The 14678-nt window shown below is 68.6% G+C and carries 15 protein-coding genes and 1 tRNA gene; 14 read left to right on the top strand and 2 right to left on the bottom strand.

Annotation, left to right across the window (positions count from 1 at the left end):
- The first annotated feature begins 105 nt into the window (after positions 1-105).
- The 12 genes from purD (at position 106) to U4Z31_RS18405 (ending at position 10368) form a co-directional block, all read left to right on the top strand.
- Positions 106-1383 carry a phosphoribosylamine--glycine ligase gene (purD, locus tag U4Z31_RS18350; RefSeq protein WP_124487212.1) on the top strand — a complete coding sequence of 426 codons (1278 nt, stop codon included), beginning with the start codon at positions 106-108 and terminating at the stop codon, positions 1381-1383.
- A 118-nt stretch (positions 1384-1501) separates the two neighbouring features.
- The gene (gene hemF, locus U4Z31_RS18355; RefSeq protein ID WP_321811002.1) at positions 1502-2422 is read left to right on the top strand and encodes an oxygen-dependent coproporphyrinogen oxidase; all 921 of its coding nucleotides are present in this window, start codon (positions 1502-1504) and stop codon (positions 2420-2422) included.
- Positions 2423-2463: 41 nt separating this feature from the next.
- Positions 2464-3171 carry a nicotinate-nucleotide adenylyltransferase gene (locus U4Z31_RS18360; RefSeq protein WP_321811047.1) on the top strand — a complete coding sequence of 236 codons (708 nt, stop codon included), beginning with the start codon at positions 2464-2466 and terminating at the stop codon, positions 3169-3171.
- Positions 3172-3175: 4 nt separating this feature from the next.
- Complete coding sequence (gene rsfS / locus U4Z31_RS18365) at positions 3176-3622, top strand: ribosome silencing factor (RefSeq protein ID WP_257772882.1); 447 nt, start codon at positions 3176-3178, stop codon at positions 3620-3622.
- Between the two features lie 19 nt (positions 3623-3641).
- A complete protein-coding gene (rlmH, locus tag U4Z31_RS18370) occupies positions 3642-4112 on the top strand; it encodes a 23S rRNA (pseudouridine(1915)-N(3))-methyltransferase RlmH (protein WP_044844705.1) in 471 nt (156 codons plus the stop codon).
- 51 nt (positions 4113-4163) lie between these two features.
- On the top strand, positions 4164-4796 hold the full coding sequence (locus U4Z31_RS18375; protein ID WP_321811003.1) for a Maf family protein: 633 nt from the start codon (positions 4164-4166) through the stop codon (positions 4794-4796).
- An 8-nt stretch (positions 4797-4804) separates the two neighbouring features.
- Positions 4805-6274: a ribonuclease G gene (gene rng / locus U4Z31_RS18380; RefSeq protein WP_044844707.1), complete on the top strand. Its 1470-nt coding sequence runs from the start codon at positions 4805-4807 to the stop codon at positions 6272-6274.
- A 200-nt stretch (positions 6275-6474) separates the two neighbouring features.
- Positions 6475-6551, top strand: a tRNA-Met gene (locus U4Z31_RS18385).
- A 348-nt stretch (positions 6552-6899) separates the two neighbouring features.
- Positions 6900-7235 (top strand): YggL family protein, encoded by a 336-nt coding sequence (locus U4Z31_RS18390; protein ID WP_044844709.1) that lies wholly within the window; start codon positions 6900-6902, stop codon positions 7233-7235.
- Positions 7236-7535: 300 nt separating this feature from the next.
- On the top strand, positions 7536-8501 hold the full coding sequence (locus tag U4Z31_RS18395; protein WP_321811004.1) for a PRC-barrel domain-containing protein: 966 nt from the start codon (positions 7536-7538) through the stop codon (positions 8499-8501).
- The gene (locus U4Z31_RS18400) at positions 8498-9757 is read left to right on the top strand and encodes an MFS transporter (RefSeq protein ID WP_257772889.1); all 1260 of its coding nucleotides are present in this window, start codon (positions 8498-8500) and stop codon (positions 9755-9757) included. Before U4Z31_RS18395 ends, U4Z31_RS18400 begins: the two co-directional genes overlap by 4 nt.
- Positions 9758-9789: 32 nt before the next feature.
- On the top strand, positions 9790-10368 hold the full coding sequence (locus tag U4Z31_RS18405) for an FUSC family protein (RefSeq protein WP_044844713.1): 579 nt from the start codon (positions 9790-9792) through the stop codon (positions 10366-10368).
- Positions 10369-10435: 67 nt separating this feature from the next.
- Here U4Z31_RS18405 and U4Z31_RS18410 read toward each other — a convergent pair whose 3' ends face one another.
- On the bottom strand, positions 10436-10828 hold the full coding sequence (locus U4Z31_RS18410) for an RcnB family protein (RefSeq protein WP_321802112.1): 393 nt from the start codon (positions 10826-10828) through the stop codon (positions 10436-10438).
- Between the two features lie 88 nt (positions 10829-10916).
- Positions 10917-12668, bottom strand: coding sequence for a lipid A export permease/ATP-binding protein MsbA (gene msbA / locus U4Z31_RS18415; RefSeq protein ID WP_321811048.1), 1752 nt, complete (start codon positions 12666-12668; stop codon positions 10917-10919).
- 223 nt (positions 12669-12891) lie between these two features.
- Between msbA and U4Z31_RS18420 the strand changes: the two genes are divergently transcribed.
- Positions 12892-13644 carry a glycosyltransferase family 2 protein gene (locus tag U4Z31_RS18420; protein WP_124487204.1) on the top strand — a complete coding sequence of 251 codons (753 nt, stop codon included), beginning with the start codon at positions 12892-12894 and terminating at the stop codon, positions 13642-13644.
- A gap of 145 nt (positions 13645-13789) precedes the next feature.
- Complete coding sequence (locus tag U4Z31_RS18425; RefSeq protein WP_321811005.1) at positions 13790-14632, top strand: glycosyltransferase family 2 protein; 843 nt, start codon at positions 13790-13792, stop codon at positions 14630-14632.
- Positions 14633-14678 lie beyond the last annotated feature (46 nt).

A 14678-nucleotide genomic window follows, 5' to 3' on the forward strand; every position in this document is an offset into this window, starting at 1 on the left:
GATGCCGGCCGCCGTGCGCAGCGTTGCGACGGCGGCCCGACCGATTTCGCGGCCGGCGCGCCTGAGCGTGCCGGCCGCCCTGTTTTCTAGTCTGCGGGGAATCCCATGAAACTACTCGTCGTCGGTTCCGGCGGTCGCGAACATGCACTGGCGTGGAAGCTCGCGCAGTCGCCGCGCGTCCAGATGGTCTACGTCGCGCCCGGCAATGGCGGCACGGCGCAGGACGAGCGTCTGAAGAACGTCGACATCACGTCGCTCGACGCGCTGGCCGATTTCGCGGAAAGCGAAGGCGTCGCGTTCACGCTCGTCGGGCCGGAAGCGCCGCTCGCGGCCGGCATCGTCAACCTGTTCCGCGCGCGCGGCCTGAAGGTGTTCGGCCCGACCCGCGAAGCCGCACAACTCGAAAGCTCGAAGGATTTCGCGAAGGCGTTCATGAAGCGCCACGGCATCCCGACCGCCGACTACGAAACCTTCTCCGACGCGGCCGCCGCGCACGCGTACCTCGACGCGAAAGGCGCGCCGATCGTCGTGAAGGCCGACGGCCTCGCGGCCGGCAAGGGCGTCGTCGTCGCGATGACGCTGGAAGAAGCGCATGCCGCGGTCGACATGATGCTGTCGGGCAACAAGCTGGGCGACGCCGGCGCGCGCGTCGTGATCGAGGAATTCCTCGATGGCGAGGAAGCGAGCTTCATCGTGATGGTCGACGGCAAGCACGCGCTGGCGCTGGCCTCGAGCCAGGACCACAAGCGCCTGCTCGACGAGGACCGCGGCCCGAACACGGGCGGCATGGGCGCCTACTCGCCCGCGCCGATCGTCACGCCGCAGATGCACGCACGCGTGATGCGCGAAATCATCATGCCGACGGTGCGCGGGATGGAGAAGGACGGCATCCGCTTCACGGGCTTCCTGTATGCGGGCCTGATGATCGACAAGGAAGGCAATCCGCGCACGCTGGAATTCAACTGCCGGATGGGCGACCCCGAGACGCAGCCGATCATGGCGCGCCTGAAGAGCGATTTCTCGAAGGTCGTCGAACAGGCGATCGCGGGCACGCTCGACACGGTCGAGCTCGACTGGGACCGCCGCACCGCGCTCGGCGTCGTGCTGGCCGCGCACGGCTATCCGGACGCGCCGCGCAAGGGCGACCGCATCAACGGGATCCCGGCCGAGACCGAACAGGCCGTGACGTTCCATGCGGGCACGACGCTCGACGGCGACAAGCTGACGACGTCCGGCGGCCGTGTGCTGTGCGTGGTCGGCCTCGCCGATTCGGTGCGCGAAGCGCAGCAGCATGCGTACGACACGATCAACCAGATCAATTTCGAAGGCATGCAGTACCGCCGCGACATCGGCTTCCGCGCGCTGAATCGCAAGAGCACGTAACACCCTGACCGCCGCTTTGCCGTCGCAAACGGCGGCCTCCTCTGCCGGGGTTCGATAGAATGCCCGGCAGATGCCTTTTTTACGGCCCCCGCTTCGCGCGGGGGCAGCCAGTCCAGACATGACCGATTCGACCTACGACGTGGCGCGCGTGCGCACGTATCTCCAGGGCCTGCAGACACGCATCGCCGATGCGCTCGGCGCGCTCGACGGCACGCCGCTCGCGACCGACGCGTGGCAGCGCGGGCCCGAGGAGCGCCTGCGCGGCGGCGGCTGCACGCGGATTCTCGAAGGCGGCCGCGTGTTCGAGCGCGCAGGGATCGGTTTTTCCGACGTCGCGGGCGATGCGCTGCCGCCGTCGGCGAGCGCCGCGCGCCCGCAGTTGGCCGGCCGCGGCTTCGAGGCGCTCGGCGTGTCGCTCGTGCTGCATCCGCGCAACCCGTACTGCCCGACCGTGCACATGAACGTGCGGATGCTGATCGCGACGAAGCCCGGTGACGCGCCGATCTTCTGGTTCGGCGGCGGCATGGATCTGACACCGGTTTATCCGTTCGAGGACGACGCGCGGCATTTCCACCAGACCTGCAAGGACGCGCTCGATCCGTTCGGTGCCGAGCTCTACCCGCGCTTCAAGACGTGGTGCGACGAGTATTTCTTCCTGAAGCACCGCAACGAGACGCGCGGCATCGGCGGGATCTTCTTCGACGATTTCTCCGAGCCCGGATTCGAACGCTCGTTTGAGATGATGCAAAGCGTCGGCGACGCGTTCCTGAACGCGTACCTGCCGATCGTCGAACGCCGTGTCGCGCTGCCGTACGGCGAGCGCGAACGCGACTTCCAGGCTTACCGGCGTGGCCGCTACGTCGAATTCAACCTCGTGTTCGACCGCGGCACGCTGTTCGGGCTGCAAAGCGGCGGCCGGACCGAGTCGATCCTGATGTCGATGCCGCCGGTCGCGCACTGGCGTTACGACTGGCAGCCCGAGCCGGGCTCGCCGGAAGCGCGCCTGAGCGAGTTCCTCGTGCCGCGCGACTGGGTCTGAGCCCGCCGCGCCCCGCCGCCTCAAGAACAGGACACGTTTTTCTGGACACCACCACCCGCCCCGCCCCGCAGCCGCTGTCACGTCGTGTCGGCCTGCTGGGCGGCACGTTCGATCCGATCCACGACGGCCACCTCGCGCTCGCGCGCCGGTTCGCCGACGTGCTCGGCCTGACCGAGCTCGCACTGCTGCCCGCCGGGCAGCCGTACCAGAAGCGCGACGTGTCGGCCGCCGAGCATCGGCTCGCGATGACGCGCGCCGCTGCCGGCTCGCTGTCGCTGCCCGGCGTGACGGTCACCGTCGCGACCGACGAGATCGAGCACGCGGGGCCGACCTATACGGTCGAGACGCTCGCACGCTGGCGCGAGCGGATCGGCCCCGATGCGTCGCTGGCGCTGCTGATCGGCGCCGACCAGCTGGTGCGGCTCGACACGTGGCGCGACTGGCGCAAGCTGTTCGACTACGCGCACGTGTGCGCGTCGACGCGCCCGGGCTTCGACCTCGGCGCGGCGCCGCCGGACGTCGCGCAAGAAATCGCGCGGCGGCAGGCCGGTGCCGACGTGCTGAAGGCGACGCCGGCCGGCCACCTGCTGATCGACACGACGCTGGCGTTCGATATCGCCGCAACCGACATCCGCGCACACCTGCGCGAATGCATCGCGCGTCACGCGCAAATGCCCGATGCGTCGGCCGAGCATGTGCCGGCCGCCGTCTGGGCCTATATTCTTCAACATCGTCTCTACCATTCCTGATTCCATGGATATCCGCAAACTGCAGCGCGTGATCGTCGACGCTCTCGAAGACATCAAGGCGCAAGACATCAAGGTGTTCAACACCAGCCACCTGACCGAACTGTTCGACCGCGTGATCGTCGCGTCGGGCACGTCGAACCGCCAGACCAAGGCGCTCGCGTCGAGCGTGCGCGACAAGGTCAAGGAAGCCGGCGGCGACATCGTCAGCTCCGAGGGCGAAGACACCGGCGAATGGGTGCTGGTCGACTGCGGCGACGCGATCGTGCACATCCTGCAGCCGGCGCTGCGCCAGTACTACAACCTCGAGGAAATCTGGGGCGACAAGCCCGTGCGGATGAAGCTCGGCGGCGGCAAGGGTCCGAACGGTCTCGCTACCGCCAGCGAAGACGAGGACGACGAGGAAGAAGCGCCCGCACGCCCGGCGCGCAAGACGGCTGCCCGCCGCCGCTGAGTCGCAGCGAGTCGTCCCGATGAAGCTTTTCATCCTCGCGGTCGGCCACAAGATGCCCGGCTGGATCGCGTCCGGCTTCGACGAATACACGAAGCGGATGCCGCCCGAGCTGCGCATCGAGCTGCGCGAGATCAAGCCCGAACTGCGTTCGGGCGGCCGCAGCGCGGAAAGCGTGATGGCGGCCGAGCGGCAGAAGATCGAGGCCGCGCTGCCGAAGGGCGCACGCATCGTCGCGCTCGACGAGCGCGGCCGCGACTGGACCACCATGCAGCTCGCGCAGGCGCTGCCCGGCTGGCAGCAGGACGGCCGTGACGTCGCGTTCGTGATCGGCGGTGCCGACGGGCTCGATCCGGAACTCAAGGCGCGCGCCGACCTGCTGCTGCGCATCTCGAGCATGACGCTGCCGCACGGGATGGTGCGCGTGTTGCTCGCCGAACAGCTTTACCGCGCGTGGAGCATCACGCAGAATCACCCCTACCATCGCGCATGACGTGCCGTCCTCGGGACGCGCGCCGCGCGCGCTCAACGAGATAACGACACCATGCCGTCCAGCACGCCCCCTGCCCTTTTCCCGACCCTTTACCTCGCTTCGCAAAGCCCGCGCCGCCAGGAGCTGCTGCAGCAGATCGGCGTGCGCTTCGAATTGCTGCTGCCGCGCCCCGATGAGGACGCGGAGGCGCTCGAAGCCGAGCTGCCCGGCGAAGCCGCCGATGCGTACGTGCAGCGCGTGACCGTCGCGAAGGCGGAGGCCGCGCGGGCGCGTCTCGTCGCGAGCGGCAAGCCGGCCGCGCCGGTGCTGGTTGCGGACACCACGGTGACCATCGACGGCGCGATCCTCGGCAAGCCGGCCGATTCCGACGACGCGCTCGCGATGCTGACCCGCCTCGCAGGCCGCGAACACGAGGTGCTGACCGCCGTCGCGGTGGTCGGCGCCGACGGCGAACTGCTGCCGCCCGCGCTGTCGCGCTCGTCGGTGCGCTTTTCGGCCGCGCCGCGCGACGCGTTCGAGCGCTACGTCGAGACCCGCGAACCGTTCGGCAAGGCGGGCGCCTACGCGATCCAGGGACGCGCGGCCGAATTCATCGAGCGAATCGACGGTTCCCATTCGGGTATCATGGGTCTGCCCCTTTTTGAGACTGCCGCGTTGCTGCGCACCGCGCGCGTCGCCTTCTGAATCGCACCATGAACGAAGAAATCCTGATCAACCTCACGCCGCAGGAAACGCGGGTCGCACTCGTCCAGCAAGGCGCGGTGCAGGAGCTTCACGTCGAGCGCACGCTGTCGCGCGGGCGGGTCGGCAACATCTACCTCGGCAAGGTCGTGCGCGTGCTGCCCGGCATGCAGTCGGCGTTCATCGACATCGGTCTCGAGCGCGCGGCGTTCCTGCACGTCGCCGACATCTGGCATCCGCGCCTCGCGGGCGAGCCGCAGTCGGGCGCGCCGCACCAGCCGATCGAGAAGACCGTGTTCGAAGGCCAGACGCTGATGGTCCAGGTAATCAAGGATCCGATCGGCACGAAGGGCGCCCGACTGTCGACGCAGGTCAGCATCGCGGGCCGCACGCTCGTCTACCTGCCGCAGGAGCCGCACATCGGCATCTCGCAGAAGATCGAGAGCGAGGCCGAGCGCGAGGCCGTGCGTGCGCGGCTGACCGCCGTGATCCCGCCGGACGAGAAAGGCGGCTACATCGTGCGCACGATCGCCGAGGACGCGACCTCCGACGAACTGGCCGGCGACGTCGCCTACCTGCGCAAGACCTGGACGACCATCGTGGCCCAGGCGCAGCGGCTGCCGGCGACGAGCCTGCTGTACCAGGATCTCGATCTCGCGCAGCGCGTGCTGCGCGATTTCGCGAACGACGACACGACGCGCATCCAGGTCGATTCGCGCGAGACGTACCAGCGCCTCGCGGAATTCGCGAACGAATTCACGCCGGCGGTGAGCCCGAAGCTGCATCACTACACCGGCGAGCGGCCGCTGTTCGACCTGTACAACATCGAGACGGAGATCCAGCGCGCGCTGTCGCGCCGCGTCGACCTGAAGTCGGGCGGCTACCTGATGATCGACCAGACCGAGGCGATGACGACGATCGACGTGAACACCGGCGGCTACGTCGGCGCGCGCAACTTCGACGACACGATCTTCAAGACCAACCTCGAGGCCGCGCATACGATCGCGCGGCAGCTGCGGCTGCGCAACCTCGGCGGGATCATCATCATCGACTTCATCGACATGGAGAACGCCGAGCATCGCGACGCGGTGCTGTCCGAGTTGAAGAAGGCGCTGTCGCGCGACCGCACGCGCGTGACGGTCAACGGCTTCTCGCAGCTCGGGCTCGTCGAGATGACGCGCAAGCGCACGCGCGAATCGCTCGCGCACGTGCTGTGCGAGCCGTGCCCGACCTGCCAGGGCAAGGGCCAGGTGAAGACGTCGCGCACGGTGTGCTACGACATCCTGCGCGAGATCCTGCGCGAGTCGCGCCAGTTCAATCCGCGCGAATTCCGCGTGATCGCCGCGCAACAGGTGATCGACCTGTTCCTCGACGAGGAGTCGCAGCATCTCGCGATGCTGATCGACTTCATCGGCAAGCCGGTGTCGCTGCAGGTCGAGTCGAACCTGAGCCAGGAACAGTACGATATCGTGCTGATGTAAGGTCATGCGCGGCGATCTCCGAATCGGGAGATCGCCCCCGACCCTTGCCGCGGGCATCGAGCAAAAATATCAGTTGGCACGCCGAGCTTCGAGGGCTCGGGCAACGTAAGCGCCCCCTGGCGAGCGAAGCACGGCCGCTTGATTTCAACTTTGGTCACTGAGCATTTGACGCACCGCAGCAGTGTCACTATAATTCGCGCCGCGGGGTGGAGCAGTCTGGCAGCTCGTCGGGCTCATAACCCGAAGGTCATAGGTTCAAATCCTATCCCCGCAACCAAACATCGAAGCCCGCTTTGCGACAGCAAGCGGGCTTTTTGCATTTCGCCGATTCGCTGGTTCGTATCGCTCGACTCGAAGCCGCCGGCGCTGGCAAAGCCGAAGACGCTCGCCATCCCTGTATCATTCGGTCACGCGTGCAATCAGCCGCCGGCCGAGCCGCACCGCGAAAGCCAAGTCGATCGATTGTTCAACGATGGTTTTCTGATCGGCCGCGCGACAGCACGAGATCGCGACGACGCAACGCTCGCCCCTTTCGCGACCGGCCGGACCGCGCGGCACGTCGGGACAGTGCCCGCAGCGGCCGCCGCGCTATCCTTTCCCACCTCACATTCACTCACCACACACCATGAGCCAACGCCACAACCGCCGCCAGCGCAAGAAACTCCACATCGCCGAGTTCCAGGAACTCGCGTTCAACGCGGCCGCGCAATACCGCAACGAGCTGTCCGACCTCGAGCGTGGCCAGCTGATCGATGCGTTCATCGATTTCGTCGAAGCGAACGGGCTGCTGACCGTCGCCTCCGCTGACGAAGGGATCGGCGCCTACGTGATCTCCGGCGCGCCGCGCGGCACGACCACCGACGCCGACCGCGAGAACGTGCGGGCGTGGCTGGCCGCACGTCCGGAGCTGACCGACGTCCGGGTCAGCGAATTCACCGACGCGTGGTATCCGGACGCCTGACGCTCCGTTTTCTCCCTGCTTCATGCAGCGCCCGCGCCTGCCCGCCATGACGGCGGCGGGCCGGGGCGGCACCCGTGTGAGCCGTCCCTCATCCGCCGGCCTTCCCCGTCGCCGGACTGCGACGCGACGGCCGCCGATCCCTACCTTTCCCCGACAGTCCGCCTCCAGCAAGCCATCGAAATCGGTCCTGAAAGGAAGACACGTTAAACTCTCACCTCGCGTGGTGCGCCGCCCGCACCCGCCATCCATCGCCAGCCGCGCGCCTCCGGGCCCGGCCCCCGACCCATGGAGTGAGTGTCAATGAGCGGCGGATTTCCGTTTCCCGCATCCCGCATGTCGTTCCCGTCCTCGACGGTCTTCCTCGTTCTCGCCGCCGCGCTGCTGTCCGGCTGCGGGCTGCTGCCGACGCAGAATCCGCCCGCGCCGATCAGCGAGGCGCTCGTCGAGCCCGTCGAGGAAACCGCCGGCGAACCGCTGACGATGCCGCCCGTGCCGGCGCCGACGCAACCGGAAGCGCCGGAAGCACCGAAGAAACCGCACCGCGAAGTGACGCGGCCGAAACCCGTGCAGCGCCCCGAAACACCGACGCCTCCGCCACCACCGCCCGCCCCGATCGTCGCGACGCGCCCGCTCGACCGCACCCAGATCCATGCGCTGCTCGACAGCGAGGTCGCGCGCCGCAACGGCAAGGTGATCGGCCGCGCGGTCGACATGGTGGCCGACGCGAGCGGCAAGCCGCGCGAGATGATCGTCAACCTGCAGGGCTTCATGGGCGTCGGCGACCGCAAGGTCATCTTCCCGTGGAACGTGTTCCGCTTCACGCCGGGCGGCAAACAGGAGCCGATCGTGCTCGACGTGCCGTCGGGCGACCTGCCCCCGGCCGCGCGGCCCAAGGCCGTGCCGCTGTCGGGTTCGGCCGCGGCGTCGCCCGCGACGCGACTGCCGATGCTCGACAGCGATGTCGAGCGCCCGAACGGCACGAAGATCGGCCGGATCGTCGACGTGCTGATCGACCGCGCCGCGCAGCCGCAGGCGGTCGTGCTCGACCTCGGCGGGCTCGTCAATACCGACCGCCGCTCGATCGCTGCGAGCTGGGGCGCGCTGCGCTTCGTCACGCGCGACAAGGCGCTGCATCCGCAGCTCGACCTGAACGATGCGCAGATCAAGGCGTCGCCGCCCTACGCGGCCGACAAGCCGATCGTCGCGGTCTTCCCGCCCGTTGCCCCGGCACCGGTGCCGGCTTCGTCTGCGAGTGCCACCCGATGACGATCAAGCATTCCGTCAGCGTGCGCAGTCTGCGGTCCCTCGACTGGCTCAACTTTTTCGTTGCAAACGTTCAAACCGGGTTCGGTCCGTTCATCGCGTCCTACCTCGCGTCGCACAAGTGGACGCAGGGCGAGATCGGCATGGTGCTGTCGATCGGCACGATCAGCGCGATGGTCAGCCAGGTGCCGGGCGGCGCGGCCGTCGATGCGCTGAAGAACAAGAAAGGCGCGGCCGCGTGGGCGATCGCGGCCATCATCCTGTCCGCGGTGCTGCTCGCGTCGAGCCCGACGATCGTGCCGGTGATCGCGGCCGAAGTGTTCCACGGCTTCGCGAGCTGCATGCTCGTGCCGGCGATGGCCGCGATCTCGTTCTCGCTGGTCGGCCGTGCCGATCTCGGCGACCGGCTCGGCCGCAACGCACGCTGGGCGTCGATCGGCAGCGCGGTCGCGGCGGGCCTGATGGGGCTCACCGGCGAGTATTTCTCCGCGCGCGCGGTGTTCTGGCTGACCGCCGTGCTGGCGTTGCCCGCGCTGTTCGCGCTCGCGATGATCCAGCCGACGCACGAAGTGATCCCGCATTCGTCGAAACCCGACGATCACGACGAAGGCGAGCACCGCGAGACGCTGCTCGAACTGCTGCGCGATCGCCGGATGCTGATCTTCGCGGCGTGCGTCGTGCTGTTCCACCTGTCGAATGCGGCGATGCTCAACCTCGCGGCCGGCGAAGTGACGGCCGGGATGGGCGAGAACGTGCAGCTCGTGATCGCCGCGTGCATCATCGTGCCGCAGGCGATCGTCGCGATGCTGTCGCCGTGGGTCGGCCGTTCCTCGCAACGCTGGGGACGCCGGCCGATCCTGCTGCTCGGCTTCTCCGCGCTGCCGGTGCGCGCGCTGCTGTTCGCCGGCGTGAGCAGCCCGTACCTGCTCGTGCCGGTGCAGATGCTCGACGGCATCAGCGCGGCCGTGTTCGGCGTGATGCTGCCGCTGATCGCGGCCGACGTCGCGGGCGGCAAGGGCCGCTACAACCTGTGCATCGGGCTGTTCGGGCTCGCGGCCGGGATCGGCGCGACGCTCAGCACGGCCGTGGCCGGCTATGTCGCCGATCACTTCGGCAACGCGATCAGCTTCTTCGGGCTCGCCGCCGCCGGCGCGCTCGCGGTCCTGCTCGTCTGGCTCGCGATGCCCGAAACGCGCGTCGAGAACGGCGACGCACCCGAGGGCGCGCCGGCCGCCGCATCGTCCGAACAGGCGCACTGACACACGCGCCGCCCCGCTTCTTGGCCGACACGATGGATACGATCAGGACCCTCAACGAAGCCCGCCAGCAGATCCAGCAGTCGATCTTCGATCTGTTCAAGGGGCTGACGTTCGGCGAACGCCTCACGCAAGGCGCGCTGATGGCGCTGCAGGCCGTGTGCGGCGCGTGCCTCGCATACGCGATCGGCCGCGCGTTGCACACCGAGCAGGCCGTGTGGGCGGCGATCACCGCGATCGCCGTCACGCAGCACAACTATTCGGACACGATGTCGCTGTCGCGCGACCAGTTCATCGGCGCGATGATCGGCGGCGTGGTCGGCTTCGCGGGAGCCGCGCTCGGCGGCGATCGCCTCGTCGCCTATGCGATCGCGGTCGCGATCACGATCGTCGGCTGCTGGTGCCTGAACGTCGGCAGCGCGGCGCGGCTCGGCGGCGTCACCGCGACGATCGTGCTGCTGTTTCCGGGCAACGGCCCGCTGTGGGACATTCCGCTGATGCGGCTCGGGGAAGTCGCGCTCGGCACCGTCTGCGCGCTGGCGGTGTGCTGGGCAATGTCGCGGATCGAGCGACGCTGGTTCCGCCGGGCGGCGAAGTCGGACCAGGACAAGTGACGCGGATGCCGGGACGCACGCCCCGGCATCCGGATGAAGCGATGAGCGGCGGCAGGTGTGGCCGGTGTTACGGACCGACCCGCAGCACGATGCCCGAGCCGATCTGCACGAGCAGATAGTCGCCGCCGACGCCGACCCAGTGATAGCCGCGCGGCGGCGGGCTCAGCCGATAGCCGCGCCAGTCGTCGACCACGTACTGGCGATCGCGGAATTCGTCCGGGAGCCGGTCGCCCTTGTGCCAGTCGCGGCGCGGCTGGTCGGCCCAGCGCGGCGGTACGTCGTCGTCGCGATGCATCGCCTGGCCGGGCGGCATGTGCTTCGGGCCGTGGCCGCGGTGCATGCCGTGATTGCCGTGGTCACCGTGGTTGTCGTCGTTGCCGTGCCCCTGCGCCATCGCGACCGGCGCGGCGAAACCCGCCGCAACCAGCGCGGCCAGCATCATCCCGTGCATCTTCCTCATCGTCCTTCCCTCCGTGTTGTCACGTCGAACCGGAAACAACTGGACTTGCCCGAACAAGACTAGCACACGGGTGCGACCCGACTTCATGTCACGCCGCCTGCTGCTGGTACTGGATCCGGTGCAGGTGCGCGTACAGCCCGCCGTGGCGCAGGAGTTCTTCGTGGCTGCCCTCTTCGACGATCGTGCCGGCTTCGAGCACGAGGATCCGGTCCGCGCGCTCGATCGTCGACAGCCGGTGCGCGATCACGAGCGTCGTGCGCCCTTCCATCAACCGCTCGAGCGCGGCCTGCACGTGACGCTCGGATTCCGAATCGAGCGCGGAAGTCGCCTCGTCGAGGATCAGGATCGGCGCGTCCTTGTAGATCGCGCGCGCGATCGCGAGCCGCTGCCGCTGACCGCCCGACAGTCGCATCCCGTTGCCGCCGACCAGCGTGTCGAGCCCGTCGGGCATCGCGGCGACCGCGTCGGCGAGGTTCGCGGCCTCGAGCGCCGCCTGCACGCGTGCCCGGTCGGGCGTCTGCCCGTACGCGACGTTCGCGGCGATCGTGTCGTTGAACAGCACGACGTCCTGGCTGACCATCGCCATCTGGCCGCGCAACGCATGGATGTCGTAGTCGGCCACCGGCACGCCGTCGACCAGGATCGCGCCGCCCGTCGGATCGAAGAAGCGCGGCAGCAGGTTCACGAGGGTCGTCTTGCCGCTACCGGACGGCCCCGCGAGCGCGATCATCTCGCCCGGCGCGACCTTGAATGAAATGCGGTCGAGCGTCGGCCGCTCGGAGGCGCCGTAGTCGAACGACACGTCGCGGAATTCGATCTCGCCGCGCGCGTGCGCGAGCGCCCGGCCGCCGCCCTGCGGCTCGGCGGGCTCGTCGATCAGCCCGAAGATCAGCTCGGCGGCCGTCATCCCGCGCTGCAGCGGCTGGTTGACGTCGATCAGGTGCTTGAGCGGCGAAATCACCAGCAGCATCGACGTGACGAACGCGACGAAACCGCCGACCGTCGTCTGGTCGTTGGTCGACTGCACGACCGCGATCGTGATCACGACCGCGAGCGCGATCGACGCGAGGAACTGCGTCAGCGGCTGCGCGAGCCCGCCCGAGATCGTCATGCGCATCGCGTAGCCGCGCAGGCGCTTGCTCATCGTCGTGAAGCGGTCCATCTCGTACGCTTCGCCGTTGTGCACCTTGACGACCTTGTAGCCGCCGACCGTCTCCTCGACGATGTACGACAGCTCGTTGGTCAGCGTCTGGTGCTCGCGGTTCAGGCGGCGCAGGCGGCGGTTGATCTTGCTGACGAGCCAGCCGATGCCCGGCAGGATCACCGCGACGATCAGCGTGAGCCGCCAGTTCAGGTAGAACAGGTAGCCGAGCAGGAACACCACGGTCAGCGAGTCGCGCACGAGCGTGACCATCACGCCGGTCAGCACCGACAGGATCTGGTTGACCTCGAACACGATCGCGTTGATCACCGTGCTCGCGGTCTCGCGCTGGAAGAACGACGCGCCGGTGTGGAGCATCCGCTGGAACATCTCGAGCCGCAGCTGCAGCAGGATGCGGTTCGATACGTAGTTGAGCAGGTAATTCGACGTGTACTGCGACACGCCGCGCACGAGCGCGAGGCCGATCACCGCGATCGGCACGTACCATTTCGCGCTGTCGCTGCCGTGCGAGCCGAAGCCGTGGTCGAGCAGCGGCTTGAGCAGCGCCGGGATCCCGGCTTCCGTGGCCGCGACGACGCCCATCGTCATCACGGCGAGCAGCACGATGCCGATGAGCGGCCGGATGTACGGCCACAGGCGCTTGAGGACCGTGAGCGGCGAGGTACCGGTGCCGTCCATCGGTTTGCGAAGAGTGTTCTGGGTTTCCAAGGCAATCCTTCTTGAGCCGCGACGCGGCGCCCGGGGCGTGACTGCCCGGGATTCGCCCCGTCCGGCGGGTGCCGAAAAAGGCCCAACATTATAGCTGGACCGCCCCCACCGGCATGGCCGTCGCCGAAGCGGCCGGCTGCCTGCGCGCGGGTATACTGCCGCTCACCGTTTTCTCCGCCTTTTCGACGATTTCATGGCAGAACCCACCCTCGGCGTCGCCCTCATCGCCCTCAACGCGGCCGCGCGGCTCGCGCAGTGCCTCGACGCGCTGACCTTCGCCGACGACGTCGTCGTGATCGACGGCGGCAGCACCGACGATACCGTCGAGATCGCCCGCGCGCACGGCGCCCGCGTGATCGTCGAGCGCGACTGGCCGGGCTTCGGCCCGCAGAAGAACCGCGCGCTCGACGCGCTCGACACCGACTGGATCCTGTCGCTCGACACCGACGAGGTCGTCAGCCCGGAACTCGCGCAGTCGATCCGCGCGGCCATCCGCACACCGGCCGCGCAGGTCTACGCGCTCGACCGGCTGTCGAGCTTCTGCGGCCAGTGGATCCGCCATAGCGGCTGGTATCCGGACTGGGTGCCGCGCCTGTTCCGGCGCGGCACCGCCCGCTTCTCCGACGACCTGGTGCACGAACGGCTCGTCTTCGACACGCCCGCGCAGCGGCTGCCGGGCAAGCTGATGCACTATTCGTACGAGGATTTCGAAACCGTCGTGCGCAAGCTCGATGCGTATTCGACGGCCGGCGCGCGCCAGCGCCGCGCGGCCGGCCAGCGCGGCGGCTTCGGCAAGGCGCTCGCGCGCGGCGCGTGGGCGTTCGTGCGGACCTACGTGCTGCGGCGCGGGTTTCTCGACGGCCGCGCGGGCTTCATGATCGCCGTGTTCAACGCGGAAACCGTCTACTACCGGTTCCTGAAGCTCGGCCACGAAGCGGCCCGCTGAGCGCGCCCCTCCCTGCCGCCACCCTGACGCCGCCGGCATGCGGCCGGCCCGGCGTTACAATGCCGGGCTGCCCGCGCGCCATGCGCGTCCGAGCACGGCGCAGCGCTGCGCGCCGCCGATACGACGACCACCGAATCCGACCGCCATGTTCTCCATCATCATCCCGACCTGGAACAACCTGCCGTACCTCAAGCTCGTCGTCGACAGCCTGCGCCGTCATTCGGCGTACGACCACCAGATCATCGTGCACGTGAACGACGGCGCGGACGGCACGCTCGACTGGGTGCGCAGCGAAGGCATCGAGCACACCGCGTCGCCGGCCAACATCGGCATCTGCCATGCAGTGAACCTGGCCGCCGCCCGCGCGACGCGCGACTACGTCGTCTACATGAACGACGACATGTACTGCTGCCCGGGCTGGGACGCGGCGCTCGTGCGGCGCATCGAGCAGATGCCGACCGACCTGTTCATGCTGTCCGGCACGATGGTCGAGCCGGTCGACACGCGCAACCCGTGCGTCGTCGTCAGCAACTTCGGCCGCGACGCCGAACAGTTCGACGCGGCCGGCCTCGTCGCGGCCACGCCGCGGCTCGCGCGCGCGGACTGGCTCGGCTCGACCTGGCCGCCGACGCTCGTGCACCGCGACTGGTGGAACCGCATCGGCGGCTACAGCAGCGAGCTGTCGCCGGGGATGAGCAGCGACAACGACTTCTCGATGAAATTCTGGGACGCCGGCTGCCGGATCTTCCTCGGCGTGGGCGACAGCCTCGTCTATCACTTCCAGCAGAAGAGCACCGGCAAGATCGTCAAGAACGACGGCCGCCGCCAGTTCCTCAACAAATGGGGCATGACGCAGGCCACGTTCGACCGCTATTACCTGCATCGCGGCGAGCCGGCCGGCCCGCGTGTCGCGCTCGACACGCCGGCCGTCGAAGGGCGCCTGAAGCGTGCGCTGCTGCGCTCGCGGATCAAGCGCGCGTTCAGCTGACCCGACCCCGGAAACGGCACGGAAACGCCCGCGGCTTCGCGTATAC

Source organism: Burkholderia sp. BCC1985 (genome assembly GCF_905339915.1).
In the GTDB taxonomy this organism is placed as follows: Bacteria; Pseudomonadota; Gammaproteobacteria; order Burkholderiales; family Burkholderiaceae; genus Burkholderia.

Coding starts and splice junctions, on each gene's coding strand:
- purD (WP_124487212.1), top strand. CDS start 106: ATGAAACTACTCGTCGTCGGTTCCGGCGGTCGCGAACATGCACTGGCG.
- hemF (WP_321811002.1), top strand. CDS start 1,502: ATGACCGATTCGACCTACGACGTGGCGCGCGTGCGCACGTATCTCCAG.
- rsfS (WP_257772882.1), top strand. CDS start 3,176: ATGGATATCCGCAAACTGCAGCGCGTGATCGTCGACGCTCTCGAAGAC.
- rlmH (WP_044844705.1), top strand. CDS start 3,642: ATGAAGCTTTTCATCCTCGCGGTCGGCCACAAGATGCCCGGCTGGATC.
- U4Z31_RS18375 (WP_321811003.1), top strand. CDS start 4,164: ATGCCGTCCAGCACGCCCCCTGCCCTTTTCCCGACCCTTTACCTCGCT.
- rng (WP_044844707.1), top strand. CDS start 4,805: ATGAACGAAGAAATCCTGATCAACCTCACGCCGCAGGAAACGCGGGTC.
- U4Z31_RS18390 (WP_044844709.1), top strand. CDS start 6,900: ATGAGCCAACGCCACAACCGCCGCCAGCGCAAGAAACTCCACATCGCC.
- U4Z31_RS18395 (WP_321811004.1), top strand. CDS start 7,536: ATGAGCGGCGGATTTCCGTTTCCCGCATCCCGCATGTCGTTCCCGTCC.
- U4Z31_RS18400 (WP_257772889.1), top strand. CDS start 8,498: ATGACGATCAAGCATTCCGTCAGCGTGCGCAGTCTGCGGTCCCTCGAC.
- U4Z31_RS18405 (WP_044844713.1), top strand. CDS start 9,790: ATGGATACGATCAGGACCCTCAACGAAGCCCGCCAGCAGATCCAGCAG.
- U4Z31_RS18410 (WP_321802112.1), bottom strand. CDS start 10,828: ATGAGGAAGATGCACGGGATGATGCTGGCCGCGCTGGTTGCGGCGGGT.
- msbA (WP_321811048.1), bottom strand. CDS start 12,668: ATGGACGGCACCGGTACCTCGCCGCTCACGGTCCTCAAGCGCCTGTGG.
- U4Z31_RS18420 (WP_124487204.1), top strand. CDS start 12,892: ATGGCAGAACCCACCCTCGGCGTCGCCCTCATCGCCCTCAACGCGGCC.
- U4Z31_RS18425 (WP_321811005.1), top strand. CDS start 13,790: ATGTTCTCCATCATCATCCCGACCTGGAACAACCTGCCGTACCTCAAG.